Source organism: Dickeya oryzae (assembly GCF_020406815.2).
In the GTDB taxonomy this organism is placed as follows: Bacteria; Pseudomonadota; Gammaproteobacteria; order Enterobacterales; family Enterobacteriaceae; genus Dickeya; species Dickeya oryzae.
The window spans coordinates 251,295-265,158 of the sequence record NZ_CP162670.1; the positions used below are offsets into that span (position 1 = coordinate 251,295).

The 13,864-nt window shown below is 54.9% G+C and carries 13 protein-coding genes; 8 read left to right on the top strand and 5 right to left on the bottom strand.

What is annotated here, in order from left to right; genetic code table 11:
- Positions 1 to 60 precede the first annotated feature (60 nt).
- From purB to LF929_RS01185, 6 genes are all read left to right on the top strand, one after another.
- A complete protein-coding gene (gene purB, locus LF929_RS01160; protein ID WP_226092824.1) occupies positions 61 to 1,425 on the top strand; it encodes an adenylosuccinate lyase in 1,365 nt (454 codons plus the stop codon).
- 11 nt (positions 1,426 to 1,436) lie between these two features.
- A complete protein-coding gene (locus LF929_RS01165; protein WP_016942876.1) occupies positions 1,437 to 1,961 on the top strand; it encodes a GNAT family N-acetyltransferase in 525 nt (174 codons plus the stop codon).
- Between the two features lie 13 nt (positions 1,962 to 1,974).
- Entirely contained in the window at positions 1,975 to 2,754 is a 780-nt protein-coding gene (locus LF929_RS01170) for an amino acid ABC transporter substrate-binding protein (protein WP_019845856.1), read from the top strand.
- 72 nt (positions 2,755 to 2,826) lie between these two features.
- Positions 2,827 to 3,498: an amino acid ABC transporter permease gene (locus LF929_RS01175; protein WP_016942878.1), complete on the top strand. Its 672-nt coding sequence runs from the start codon at positions 2,827 to 2,829 to the stop codon at positions 3,496 to 3,498.
- A gap of 9 nt (positions 3,499 to 3,507) precedes the next feature.
- Positions 3,508 to 4,269: an amino acid ABC transporter ATP-binding protein gene (locus LF929_RS01180; RefSeq protein WP_016942879.1), complete on the top strand. Its 762-nt coding sequence runs from the start codon at positions 3,508 to 3,510 to the stop codon at positions 4,267 to 4,269.
- 66 nt (positions 4,270 to 4,335) lie between these two features.
- Positions 4,336 to 5,496, top strand: a complete 1,161-nt coding sequence (locus tag LF929_RS01185) for a M20 peptidase aminoacylase family protein (RefSeq protein WP_210175198.1) — start codon at positions 4,336 to 4,338, stop codon at positions 5,494 to 5,496.
- Between the two features lie 706 nt (positions 5,497 to 6,202).
- Here LF929_RS01185 and hemY read toward each other — a convergent pair.
- The 4 genes from hemY to hemC form a co-directional block, all read right to left on the bottom strand.
- Positions 6,203 to 7,399 carry a protoheme IX biogenesis protein HemY gene (gene hemY, locus LF929_RS01190; RefSeq protein WP_226092823.1) on the bottom strand — a complete coding sequence of 399 codons (1,197 nt, stop codon included), beginning with the start codon at positions 7,397 to 7,399 and terminating at the stop codon, positions 6,203 to 6,205.
- 2 nt (positions 7,400 to 7,401) lie between these two features.
- Positions 7,402 to 8,517 carry a uroporphyrinogen-III C-methyltransferase gene (gene hemX / locus LF929_RS01195; protein WP_226092822.1) on the bottom strand — a complete coding sequence of 372 codons (1,116 nt, stop codon included), beginning with the start codon at positions 8,515 to 8,517 and terminating at the stop codon, positions 7,402 to 7,404.
- A gap of 105 nt (positions 8,518 to 8,622) precedes the next feature.
- Positions 8,623 to 9,363, bottom strand: a complete 741-nt coding sequence (hemD, locus tag LF929_RS01200; protein ID WP_038909244.1) for a uroporphyrinogen-III synthase — start codon at positions 9,361 to 9,363, stop codon at positions 8,623 to 8,625.
- Positions 9,360 to 10,298 (bottom strand): hydroxymethylbilane synthase, encoded by a 939-nt coding sequence (gene hemC, locus LF929_RS01205; protein ID WP_016942884.1) that lies wholly within the window; start codon positions 10,296 to 10,298, stop codon positions 9,360 to 9,362. The genes hemD and hemC overlap by 4 nt, the downstream gene beginning before the upstream one ends.
- A 328-nt stretch (positions 10,299 to 10,626) precedes the next feature.
- Between hemC and LF929_RS01210 the strand changes: the two genes are divergently transcribed.
- Positions 10,627 to 13,185 carry a class I adenylate cyclase gene (locus tag LF929_RS01210; RefSeq protein WP_038914787.1) on the top strand — a complete coding sequence of 853 codons (2,559 nt, stop codon included), beginning with the start codon at positions 10,627 to 10,629 and terminating at the stop codon, positions 13,183 to 13,185.
- Between the two features lie 106 nt (positions 13,186 to 13,291).
- Here LF929_RS01210 and cyaY read toward each other — a convergent pair whose 3' ends face one another.
- Positions 13,292 to 13,612: an iron donor protein CyaY gene (cyaY, locus tag LF929_RS01215; protein WP_210175195.1), complete on the bottom strand. Its 321-nt coding sequence runs from the start codon at positions 13,610 to 13,612 to the stop codon at positions 13,292 to 13,294.
- A gap of 77 nt (positions 13,613 to 13,689) precedes the next feature.
- Here cyaY and LF929_RS01220 point away from each other — a divergent pair, with 77 nt between their 5' ends.
- A complete protein-coding gene (locus LF929_RS01220) occupies positions 13,690 to 13,857 on the top strand; it encodes a lipoprotein (RefSeq protein ID WP_020477063.1) in 168 nt (55 codons plus the stop codon).
- Positions 13,858 to 13,864: the final 7 nt, after the last annotated feature.

A 13,864-nucleotide genomic window follows, 5' to 3' on the forward strand; every position in this document is an offset into this window, starting at 1 on the left:
GACAGCGTCGTCTCGACCCGCCTCTCTTTCCCCCATTATTACAATGTAAACGAGTGAGTTATGGCATCACATCTGATTGATTTTCTTCTTATTGGAAATAACTTTGGCACACCAGAAATGCGCGCCGTATGGTCAGAGCAAAACCGGCTGACCCGCCAGGTTGACGTGGAAATTGCGTTAGCACTGGCAGAGGGCGAGCTGGGTGTCATTCCGCAGGATGCAGCCGACACCATTGCTGCCCACGCTGACGCCAGCGCCCTGAATATTGAAGAAATAGCTCAGGATGCGGTGCGTATGAAACACTCTCTGATGCCGACGATCACGGCTATCCAAAAGCAGTGCGGCGAGGCGGGCGAGTACATTCATTACGGCGTGACCACGCAGGACATCGTAGATACCGCCACGGTGCTGCAATTGCGTCAGGCATTCGACATTGTGGTGCGCGATACCCGTCTGGTCGCTATCGAATTGAAACGGCTGGCGAAGAAGCACCAGCATACGTTGATGACCGGCCGTACCCACGGCATGCAGGCCATGCCAACCACTTTCGGCTTCAAGCTGGCGGTATGGCTGGACGAATTCGTCCGTCACCTGCAGCGCCTGAATGAGATTCGTGAGCGCGTGCTGGTCGGCAACATTAACGGTGCTATCGGTACCTACGCCTCTTTTGGCGAGTTGGGGCCGGAAATCGAGCACCATACCCTTGCCCGTCTGGGCCTGAATACCCCCAATATTGGCTGGCAGTCTGCCCGCGACCGTTTCTCGGAATACGCGTCGGTGGCGGTACTGATCAGCGGTACGCTCGGTAAAATCGGCAACGAGCTATATAACCTGATGCGTACCGAAATCAACGAAATCGAAGAGCCTTTCTCCGAAGGGAAGATCGGTTCTACCACCATGCCGCACAAACGTAATCCGGCCGCGCTGGAAGGACTGGCCAGCCTGACGGCACCACTGTTCAAGAGTGCCGCGCTGATCCACGAGTCAATGAAGGTTGAACACGAGCGTGACGCCATGAGCTGGCGTGCGGAGTGGATAGCCCTGCCGGAAATCAACATCTATCTGTCGGCACAACTGCAAAACGCGCTCGGTATCCTGCGCGGTATGTCGGTGAATGAAAAACAGATGCGTGCCAATCTGGATTTGCAAAATGGCCTGCTGCTCTCGGAAAAGGTGATGTTTGAAATCGGCAAACTGCTCGGTAAGCAAACGGCTCATCATCTGGTGTACGAGTGCTCTATGGCGGCATTTGAGCAGAACCGTGAATTTAAAGCGTTACTGCTGGAACACCCGGTACTGTCGCAGCACCTGACGGCCGGGACGATTGATACCTGGCTGGACCCGGCGAATTACGTGGGCAGCGCCCCGCAGAAAGTGGATGAGGTGATCCAGTACGCCGATAACACCGGCTTGCTGGCCGAATGACGGGAGGTGCCATGAGTACCGTATTTCGTCAGGCGACGCTTGCCGATGATGACGAGTTTCTGGCGTTGGCGTTGGCCGCTTACGCGCCGGTGCGTGAGCTGGGCATCAAGTTTGACGCCGCCTATGCGGACATTGACATGGTGCGCCGCCATCTACGTAGCAACGGCGTGTATGTGATGGAAAAAGACGGTCGTCTGGCGGCGTCCGTCACCCTTCGTTATCCGTGGGGGCCGAATCCCGGTCCTTATGGTTTACCGCATATCGGCTGGTTAGCGACCCACCCTGACTTCAAACAGCAAGGGCTGGGTAAACAGATGCTGGACTGGCTGGAACAGGCGGTGTTGAAAGATCAGTTAAAAGCGCCTGCTGTAACGCTGGGTACCGCTAAGCAACATCCCTGGTTGCTGGATATGTACCGGAAGTATGGCTTTCAGGAAGTCGGCCAGGCAGACTTAGGGAAAGGACACCTCACGATTTATATGCGAAAAGTCCTGGATCAGGACCTTTATCACCACTGGGAAAAGAAACACTCCTAAGAGGCGTTATCCAATGACAATGAAAAAAATTATCCTCCCTGTTTTAGCCTTGTCGGCCGCTATTCTGGTCGCTGGCTGCGATTCTCAGAACAGTAACGAAAAAGTGTTGCGTATCGGTGCCACCGGGCAGAGTTACCCGAGCTCCTTCAAACAGGACAACAAGCTGGTGGGGTTTGACGTAGAAGTCGCGGAAACCATCGCGAAAGATCTGAACTACAAAGTAGAGTGGGTGACGGCGGATTTCAGCGGCCTGATGGGGCAACTGGAAGCCAATAAGCTGGACACGATTGCTAACGTAGTGGCGATTACCCCGGCACGTCAGGATAAATACAACTTCTCCACGCCTTATAGCTATTACGGCAGCCAGATTGTCACGCACAAAGACAATACCAACATCAATACGCTGGATGATCTGAAAGGGAAAACCGTGGCGGGCGTGCTGGGTTCCAACCATGTCAACAACCTGAAAAAGGCCTTTGCCGACGGCAGCGTGACGATTCGCACCTATGAAACTCGCGATGGCGCGATGAGTGATGCGCTGGCCAAGCGTGTTGAAGGTTACATCAACTCCCGTCCCATCCTGCTGGCGGAAATCAACAAACGCAACCTGCCGTTCAAGATGGTCGGTGAGCCGCTGGTGGTCGAGCAGGTCGGCTTCCCGTTCCATAAAGATCAGAAGGGTGACGAACTGCGCAAGAAGTTCGATGACGAGCTGACCAAAATGCGTAACGACGGCCGTCTGAAAGCCCTGTCGGTTAAATACTTCGGTGAGGACATTACGGCGGGCAAATAACCTCGTCGGCTCACTCAACTTCTGCGACGCCAGCTCGATTGCGGGCTGGCGTTCGCTGTAATGGTATGGCTCATGAATATCGATCTTTCCTACCTGTTGAAGGTTTTTCCCCAGGTACTGATGTACTTGCCCACCACGCTGCTGCTGGCGGTGGTGTCGATGCTGGTTGCCATCGTTTTAGGCTTGATGCTGGCACTGGTTCGTGAGAGCCGCTTTATGGTGGTCTCAAAACTGGTGGAACTCTATATTTCGCTGTTTCGCGGCATCCCGTCGCTGGTTCAGTTGTTCATTATCTATTTCGGCCTGCCCCAGCTGTTTCCATCATTGAATGGTTTATCAGCCATGACAGCGGCCATTATCGGATTCAGCCTGAAGAACTCGGCGTACATGGCGGAAATTTTCCGTGCGGCGCTGGCGTCGGTGGATTTCGGTCAAACCGAAGCCGGTCTGTCGGTGGGAATGAACAAAGTACAGATTTACCGCCGTATTGTGCTGCCGCAGGCGATGCTCAATGCACTGCCGGCGACCGGCAACACCTTTATTTCACTGATTAAAGACACCTCGGTGGCCTTTGCGCTTGGTGTGTCGGAGCTGTTTGCCGAAGGCAAGATGATCGCCGCCGAGTCGCTGCGTTTCTTCGAAACCTTCCTGGTGGTGGGGCTGATTTACTGGATGCTCATCGTGGTCTACTCCTGGCTGCAATCTCAGTTGGAGAAAAAGCTCAGCCACTCACGGCAGCGTTAAGGAGCCGATATGATTAGCGTAAAAAACCTGACTAAACGTTTTGGTGACCAGGTCGTGCTGGACAATATCAGTCTGGATATCGCCGAGGGCGAAGTGGTTGCGATCATCGGGCCTTCCGGTTCAGGGAAATCCACCCTGCTGCGGTGCCTGAATTTGCTGGAAAAGCCCGAGTCCGGTGTGATTACTATTGGCGAACAATCGCTGGATACCCGCCGCTATAGCAGCAAGGACGCGTATGCGCTCCGACGCCAGACGGCGATGGTATTCCAGAACTACAACCTGTTCAAAAACAAGACCGCGCTGGAGAACATCACCGAAGCGCTAATTGTGGTGAAGAAGATAGCGAAAAAGCAGGCGGACGAGATAGGGCTGTCACTGCTGGAAATGGTCGGGCTGTTGCCACAAGCGCATCAATACCCGGTGACGCTCTCTGGAGGTCAGCAGCAGCGTGTTAGTATCGCCCGTGCGTTGGCGGTAGACCCGAAGGCGATTCTGTTTGACGAGCCGACCTCGGCGCTTGACCCGGAACGGGTACATGAGGTGCTACAGGTTATCCAGAAACTGGCAGGGCAGAACACCACTATGGTGATCGTGACCCATGAGATGCAGTTCGCTAAAGACGTGGCGGACCGGGTGATCTTTATGGCTGACGGGCACATCGTTGAACAAGGCCCGGCGGAGAAGGTGATCAGCTTCTCCGATAATCCGCAGACCCGTCGCTTCCTGCGGCAACTCACTACGATTCAGGAACCTTCAGAGTTCGACATCTGATCGATAACCTATTCACCTGCGGGCACGCTCCGTGATGACGGGGCAGAAGAAGAGGAGTCACCCAACATGAAAGAACATGCGCAGCATGCGCCGTTGGCGCAGTTTATTCAGGCGTTTCGGCATGAACTGCATCAGCATCCGGAACTGTCCAATCAAGAGTTTGAAACGACGAAAAAAATCCGTGCTGTACTGGAAAAAGAAGGCATTCGCATCCTTGAGTTGCCGTTGAAAACCGGTCTGGTAGCGGAAGTGGGTGGCCTGCAAGAGGGGCCACTGGTCGTTGTGCGTTCCGATATTGATGCCCTGCCGATTGAAGAAGAGTCCGGCGTTGAGTTCAGCTCAAAAAATGCCGGGGTGATGCACGCCTGTGGACACGATTTTCACTCATCGGCAGCGCTGGGGGCTGCTGTCCTGCTCAAGCGTATTGAGCCGGAGCTGAAGGGTACCGTGCGTATTCTGTTTCAGGCTGCGGAAGAAACCGGATTGGGTGCGCCGGAAGTGATTGCTGTTGGCGCGCTTGACGGTGCCAGTGCCATTTTTGGCATTCATAACGACCCAACGTTACCGGTTGGCGTGATTGGTGGTAAAGACGGTGCACTGACTGCCGGGGTTGACCGTTTCGAAATCAAGATTGCTGCCAAGGGCTGCCATGCCGCCAAACCGCACGAAGGTAATGATCCGATCATTATTCTGGGACAGTTGATTTCCGCGGTGCAAACTATCATCAGTCGTACCGTACCGTCAGACAACAATGCGGTGGTGTCGATTACCCAGGTACACAGCGGCAGCACCTGGAACGTTATCCCTGATACCGCCTATGTGGAAGGTACTGTGCGTACGTTCAGTCAAGCGGCCCGTGACTTGATAGAACAGCGTTTCCGTCAGATTGTCGCCGGTATCGCCAGCACCTTCGGTGCCGAAATCGAATTTATCTGGCACGCGGGGCCACCATCGGTGGTGAACACACCGCACTGGGTAGATTTTGCGTTGCAGGTGGCGGATGCCGAAGGGTTTGAGGCTCGTCGTGTTGATGCCAGCCCGATCGGTGAGGATTTTGCGTTCTACCAGCAGAAACTGCCGGGCACCTTCATGATGGTTGGGTCGGGCGGCCCTTACGCGCTGCACCACCCGAAATTCAGGGTGGATGACCGGGCGCTGTTTCCTACCGCACACTATCTGTATCAACTGGCGAAGCAGAGTCTGGAACAGTTGTCGCAGACAGCCTGATTCCGTCGTTATTCCCGTCTTATCCTTATTAATGACAGCGGCCACGGTTACCGTGGCCGTTTTGTTGTCAGTGTTAAACCACCTCCTCGGGAGGGGGTGATTGTTTTTGTGCTATCCCTGCCCGGTATCGGTTGTGGTTTTTTAGCGACAGAATGGGGGTTGCGGTGTCGCCAATGAGAGACATGTAAACATTTGAATTTTAAAGAGTATAAAAGTCAGTGCTTGTGGTGTCTCTGTTTAACGACAGTTCTGACCCAGAATGCTTGATTTTTCAGCACGTTAATCATTTTGGTGTTTGGTGGCTCACTACTTTTAATGTTTTATTTATCAATGAGTAATGATTTTTATCCGGTGAGGTTTGAAAAGTTGGCATCATTCATGCTTAATTAGAGACGTAGATGCTCATTCCACCTTCTATGCTTGCTTCGGCTTCATAAACCTGGGAATGACGCAGAGCCATTTACGGTGCCTGACGTCCGGTTATTGATGAAGTGCTGTTTCATCGCGGTTGGACGTAATGTTGAGTGGGGCACCTTAAAGTTGTCTTTCAGACCTGATTTTTATTGCACGCTTGTCGCTGGTCGGCAAGCGTTTTTTTTCGCCGTTATTTTTCTAAATCAGGTGGTTATCAGAAAGGTGGGGAAGAAAACCGAGTGGAAGAAAACAAGCGAAACAAAACCGGCGCGGGGTCGCGCCGGTGTGGGCTTCAGGCGTCGTGAGATGTCTGTAACGTCAGCAGCAGGCCGTCGCGCCGCATGCGGGCGGCGTCTTCAGGGCGTTTGAGTCGGTCAAAGGCATCAGCACACCAGGCGTAGTCATAAGCGTCTGGTCGCAGTGCCAGCGCGGCGGAGAAAGCATCGCTGGCCTGTTGCCATTCGCCATGCTTCATCAGCAATTGCCCCAGCGTGCTGTGTAACAGTGCATCGTTATTGTGCTGTTTCAGCCGCTGACGCAGTAGTTTCTCCAGTGGCTCCGGTTGACCACTATTGAGACGGGGGATCAACTGCACCAGTCGGTAGTCAAACTGCTGCTTCAGCCCGTCAATAATGATGTCTTGTGCGGTCACCGGGTCATCACACACGATCAGGCGTTCAGCCATTGCCACCTGCATCGCCAGTGACTGGCGGGCTTTACGCGGCTGGTTTTTCCACCACTGTTTCAATCCTTCGCTGCCGCCTTCCGACATTGCCTGATCCATCAGACCGATGGTGGCGCGCTGCTGCAATTCATCCAGTGAGGGTTCATCATGCAGCCGGGTTTTACGCATGGCAGGCAGAATATCCAACAAGGCGCTGTAGGCGTGGGTACGCAAAAACGCCTGTTCCGCCAGACGCAACACTTCCGGGTGGCGTGGTGCCACTTCCAGCAGACGATCGACGCCATGACGAGCGGCGTGGTCTTCGTTACGCGCCAGTTGAATGCGAACGCGGGTGATATCGACCGGCAACTGGTCGCCGTCAGCGATTTCCGCCGCCCGCTCAAGATACTGACGGGTACGGAATTCATCGCCGCGTTGCTGGGCGGCTTCTGCCGCCAGCAGGTAATTCACTACCGGTTGCTCGGCGTGATCGGCGTTACGGGTGAGCAGTTTTTCTACCTGCAGATAGTCGCCTTCGGTCAGTTTCAGCAACGCGGCTTTAGTTTGCTGGCGCGCCCGGGTGCGTTTGCGTCCGATGAACCAGCCGCGTGTGCGCGCCCCGGTGCGGAATACTCGCCGCAGTAGCCATTCCACCGCCAGAAAGGCCAGCAGAAACAGGACCAGCATAATCACCAACCCGGTGACGCTGGTTTCAACGTTGTAATTGTCGGTTTGGATCAGTACGTAACCCTGATGACCAGCCAGCATGGGCCCGACCACGATGCCTGCCAGCAGCACCACAAATAGCAGCAGTACCTTCAGCATAATCAGCCCTCCTGTGGGGTGGCGGACGGCTGCGCCAGCAGGTTGCGAACCCGGGTTTGCATCAGTTTATCCAGCAGTGGCTGGCTTTGCAGTTCGTTCGGCACGTCCATCGCCACCGACTGTTGGCTTAGCGCATCCAACTGGTCGAGAAACGCTTTGGTGGTCGGATCGTTTTCGTCAAAGTAGGCGCGCACCCAGGTCGCGGCGGTTTCGAGCGACTGACGGTAGGTTTCATTCTGATGGCGCGGCACCGCTTGTGCGGCGATTAACAGGCGAGAACGGATATTTTCACGCAGATAGACATCCTGATTCGGTGCCAGCAGCGGTTCAGCGCTGTCGTCACGACGGCGGATGGTGATGAAATCCGACAGGAAATTGTGCCAGCTCTTGCTCAGGTTTTGCCGCCATTCACTCACCGAGGCCGACAAGGTGGAGTCGTTTTCTTCCATCGGCGCTTCATCGGTATCGGTATCCGCCAGACGCAGGTTGTCTACCTGATCGGCCAGTTGATTCACTTTCAGGATGATGCCGTCGAAATCCACCTGACTGACGCCCGCCAACATGCTGATGTCGTGGGTAATGGCGCGTCGTACTTCCAGCAAACTCGGATCGTTCATGTCGGCCAGGCTGGCATCCGCGCTTTTCAGTAATGCACCGGCGGTGGTGACATCTTTATCGCTCCACAGTTTACGGCCTGCCTGTTTTACCAGGAAATCAGCCTGCGCCAGCAACCAGGTTTTCGAGTCGCTGTTATCGAGTGTCGCCAGTTTTTCCTGCATTTCGCTGGCTTGTCGCGTCAGCGTCGCCAGCCGTTGCTCATCGGCACTTAGGGTTTTCGCCTGTTGGTCCAGCGTCTGCTGCCATTGTTGCTGCGCTTGTGATTGTTGTTTTTGCAGCGCCGCAATCTGGCCTTGCAGTTGGCTGAGCATGGCATTCTGGCGGACCATCTGCTGGTGGGTGTAATAGTACACACCGCCGCTTAGCGCCAGCGATACCACGATGGCGATAGCACCCAGTACCAGACCGTGGCGTAGTGCGCCGGGCGTTTGCGGCGAGGAGGGTTCAGCCCGTTCGACCACCTCTTCGGAGGACGTTGAGGAGGTAATGTGTTCCGTCATATGAGTACATCCTATGATCAGGGTAATGGTAAGTGTCCGGGTTCTTCTTTCGCCGCGTGACGACCGCAGCGTAACAGTCTATTTGGTATCACTAGCTATTCGGTATCACTGTAGCGCGCGCATCAATGCATCGTTATCTGCGTTATCGGCGATCCGAATGTCGTGCCAGCCCAACTCATGGGCCACGCCAGCCAGGCGTTCGCTAACCACCACGACCCGACAATCAAGCAGCCAGGTCGTTCGATAATAGTCAGGTATCAGGGTATAGAACTGCTGCAACATTTCTCCACTGGTGATCACCAGTGTGTTGATGCCCAGGCGTTGCCAGCGCTGGCACTGTTCCGCGCCGTCGTAGACCACCGGGTTACGTTGATAACATTCGCAGTAGCGTACGTGCGCCCCGCGTTGCTGCAATGTGTCGCCCAACAATTCTCGTCCGCCGTTGCCGCGCAGTAACAACGCCTGCTTACCCGTGACGTGCTGTAACGCCGGGGACTGCAACAGGGTTTCGCTGGTCGCGCGTTCCGGCGGGTAGTGCACCGCTAAGCCGCTGACGGTATGCAGCGCCAGTCCGGTGGAGCGCCCTACGGCGAAGTAGGTAAGTGACTCAGGCCAGCCCATTCCGGCACGGGATAGCGCCGGATCGGCGTATTCCACTACCTGCTGCGACAGGGCGAACACCAAATCGCCGGGGCGCAGCGCCTGTAGCAGGGTGGGCAATTGTGATAATTCGCTACCCGGAGAAAATTCAATTAACGGGCTATGGTAGGCTTGCAAGCCAGCCATTCTTAAACGGGCTACCAGCTGCTCACCCGCAGGAGAGGGACGGGTAACCAGAATCGTCATGACGAGGCTCCTCCATAAACCGATTGCAGAATGTCGCGCGCGCCGCGTTCGAGCAGCTCATCTGCCAGGTCGATACCCAGCGCTTCGGCATCCTGACGCGGGCCACGGCGTTCAGCGTAAATAATGCGGCTACCGTCTGGAGCCCCCACCAACGCCCGCAGATACAGCGTGTCGTCCTGCAGTTCGGCATAGCTGCCGATGGGGACCTGACATCCGCCTTCCAGCCGGGTGTTCATGGCGCGCTCGGCCAGCACCCGTGTGGCGGTATCATCATGGTTAAGCGGTGCCAGCAGCGCGCGGGTACGTGCGTCGTCCAGTCGGCATTCCACACCCACCGCACCCTGACCGACCGCCGGTAACGACTGCTCCGGGCTGAGGGCGGTACGGATACGGTTTTCCAGACCAAGGCGTTTAAGCCCTGCGACGGCCAGAATGATCGCATCGTAGTCACCGTTATCCAGCTTGGATAACCGGGTGCCGACGTTGCCACGCAGGTCGCGGACCACCAGATCCGGGCGATGGGCGCGTAACTGGCACTGACGACGCAGGCTGGAGGTACCGACGCAGGCGCCTTCAGGTAGCTCATCCAGCGTGGCATAGTGGTTGGAGACAAAGGCGTCGCGCGGGTCGTCACGCTCGCAAATGGTCACCAGACCTAACCCTTCAGGAAACTCGACGGGGACATCCTTCATCGAATGTACCGCGATATCAGCACGGTTTTCCAGCAACGCCAGTTCCAGTTCCTTGACGAATAATCCCTTGCCCCCCACTTTGGCCAGTGGTGTATCCAGCAGGACATCGCCGCGGGTGACCATCGGAACCAGTTCTACCCGTAAACCGGGATGACAGGCTTCCAGCCGTTGCTGCACAAAGTGGGCCTGCCATAGTGCCAGCGGGCTCTGTCGGGTGGCGATCCTGAGAATAGTGTCTACCATGCTTAATACCGTATTGATCCTTTTTTTCCATCGTACCATTGAAGGCAAGCCGGTGTCAGTTGCCCGGCCGTCGCAATGACGAGCGAGAAGCGATCGAAAACCCTTACCGGAGATAGCCGCACATGGCAAAAGCGGCGATAATATGTGCAATGCTGAAGCATCAATAAACAAATCCGACTTTCTTTAGTTTCTTTACGCCCTTTCAGCAAGGTGTTAAATTGATCACGTTTCCAGCAATATTCTGCCCACCATTCTTCCAATATCTATCCAGGGCAGTCTGGAAAACAACGGCTTCTTTATAGGCACTGGGATAAGCAGGCGAAACGTCTTGTACTTCTACATCGAGACACTGAAGCAAAGACTGGATGCGATCAACCAACTGCGTGTGGATCGTGCTCTGGAAGCAATGAAACCGGCTTTTAAGCAGGTTTACAGTCTTTTGCCAGTTTTATTACATCATCATCATCCGTTGATGCCTGGCTATCTGGAAGGCAAGGTTCCGCACGGCATTTGTCTTTTTTTCCCCGATGAAAAACAGCAACACTACCTCGATAGCGTGGAGTTACGCTGGGGTGAGTTGTCCGCGCCGGATCGCAAAGGCGAATTGCCGATCACCGGTGTCTATTCGATGGGCAGCACCTCGTCCATCGGGCAGAGTTGCAGTTCCGATCTCGATATTTGGGTGTGCCACCAATCCTGGCTGGATAGCGAAGAGCGCCAGCGGTTACAGCAAAAATGCCTGTTGTTGGAAAAATGGGCGGCAGGCCAGGGGGTGGATGTCAGTTTCTTCCTGATGGATGAAAACCGTTTCCGCCACAACGAGAGCGGTAGCCTGGGTGGCGAAGACTGCGGTTCTACCCAACACATTTTGTTGTTGGATGAGTTTTATCGCACGGCGGTGCGCATGGCGGGCAAGCGCATCCTGTGGAACATGGTGCCGGTAGAAGAAGAGGAGCACTACGATGAGTATGTGCTGTCTTTGTATGCCCGTGGCGCGCTGGCACCAAACGAATGGCTGGATCTTGGCGGCCTGAGCGCACTGTCGGCGGAAGAATACTTTGGTGCCAGCTTGTGGCAGTTGTATAAGAGCATTGATTCGCCTTACAAAGCGGTGCTGAAAACGCTGCTGCTGGAAGCCTACTCCTGGGAATATCCCAATACCCGTTTGCTGTCGAGCGAGATCAAATCGCGTTTGCATAACGGCGAGATCGTGTCTTTCGGGCTGGATCCGTATTGCATGATGCTGGAGCGTGTGACCCAGTATCTGACGGCGATTGATGATCAGACCCGGCTGGACCTGGTGCGTCGCTGTTTCTATCTTAAAGTGTGCGAAAAGCTCTCCCGTGAGCGCGCGTGTACCGCCTGGCGTCGCCAGATCCTGACACAACTGGTGCAGGCATGGGGATGGAGCGATGAGCGGCTGGTGATGTTAGACAACCGGGCGAACTGGAAAATTGGGCAGGTGCGCGAAGCGCACAACGAATTGCTCGATGCCATGATGCAAAGCTATCGCAACCTGATCCGTTTCGCCCGCCGCAACAACCTGAGTGTCAGCGCCAGTCCGCAGGATATCGGCGTACTGACCCGTAAGTTGTACGCGGCGTTTGAAGCCTTGCCGGGTAAGGTGACGCTGGTGAACCCACAGATTTCGCCTGACCTGTCGGAACCGAATCTGACCTTTATTTATGTGCCTGCCGGGCGTGCCAATCGCTCTGGCTGGTATCTGTACAATCAGGCACCGTCGATGGACGCCATCATCAGCCATCAGCCGCTGGAATATAACCGCTATCTCAACAAGCTGGTGGCCTGGGCGTACTTTAACGGCCTGCTGACATCGTCTACGCGTCTGCACATTAAAGGCCATGAACTGTGCGACATCGCCCGGCTGCAGGAACTGGTATCGGATGTGTCCAGTCACTTCCCGTTGCGGGTGGCGGCACCCACGCCGAAAGCGCTGTATAGCCCGTGTGAAATTCGCCATCTGGCGATTATCGTCAACCTGGAACATGACCCGACGGCGACATTCCGCAATCAGGTGGTGCATTTCGATTTCCGCCAGTTGGATGTCTTTAGCTTCGGTCAGCAGCAGCAATGTCTGGTCGGCAGCATTGACTTGCTGTACCGCAATTCCTGGAATGAAGTGCGAACCCTGCACTTCAGCGGTGAGCAGGCGATGCTGGAAGCGCTGAAAACCATTCTTGGCAAAATGCATCAGGACGCTGCGCTGCCGGAGTCGCTGGAAGTCTTCTGTTATAGCCAGCATTTACGCGGGCTTATCCGTACCCGTGTGCAGCAACTGGTGTCAGAGTGCATTGAACTGCGCTTATCCAGCACGCGTCAGGAACCGGGCCGTTTCAAGGCAGTCAAAGTCGCCGGCGAAACCTGGGGGTTGTTCTTCGAGCGTCTGAGCGTGTCAGCGCAGAAACTGGAAAATGCGGTGGAGTTTTACGGCGCGATTTCCAACAACAAGCTACAAGGGCTGCCTGTTCAGGTCGAAACCAACCATATTCATCTGCCACCGGTGGTGGATGGTGTCGCCAGTGAAGGTATTATCCAATTCTTCTTTGAAGATCAGTCTGATAATCAGGGTTTCAATATCTATATTTTGGATGAGTCGAACCGGGTGGAAGTCTATCATCACTGTGAAGGCAGCAAAGAGGAGTTGGTGCGTGATGTCAGTCGCTTCTATTCCTCATCGCATGATCGCTTTACCTACGGCTCCAGCTTCATCAATTTCAACTTGCCGCAGTTCTACCAGATTGTTCAGCTGGATGGCCGCACACAGGTGATCCCGTTCCGTAGCAGCGCCTTGTCGCATTTGTGCGTGACGCCGTCATCTGAGGAAAAGAAGAATCTGGTGTTGAACCAGCGCTTGCAGATGCTGTAGTACCACGCGGGCAGTGTCGCGTAGGGCATTCGGGGTGAACTGACAGAGCGAGTAAAATGGGGTGCGAATGCGCCCCATTTTAGTGTCGGTGACTACCTGCCCGGGGTTAGTCGAAATCAATCGCTTCGCCGCTCTGTTCTGAGCACGCCTGCGCCAGCAACGTCATGAAATCGCTGCCACTGCGGTCGCAAATCCAACGGTTGTTCTGATAATCGAAGTGGTAGCCGCCGCCTTTGGTCGCCAGCCAGAGCTGATGCATCGGCTCTTGCCGGTTAATCACAATCTTGCTGCCGTTTTCAAAACTCAGGGTCATCACGCCACCATTGGTTTCGTAATCGATATCCGCATCGCCATCAAACTGATCCAGCGTTTCTTCTACTTTCAGCATCAGCGCGTCGGCCAATTGATGAAACTCGCTATCGTTCATATTCGATTCCTATTGATTTTCATGATCCACCTGCGATTATAGAGAGCATAGGTATCCGAATGACAGGTTTTAACGAAATGAAAACTTTTTTTCGTCAGGGCGCACTGGCATTGCTGGTGTTGTCGCTGGCGGGTTGTGGTTTAAAAGGCCCGCTTTATTTTCCGCCGGAGCAGCCAGCACCGGTTAAAAAAACGCAGCAACAAAACACCCAGGCTCCGCAAGCATCATCCGCCCGGCAGCAATAGCCGCCGT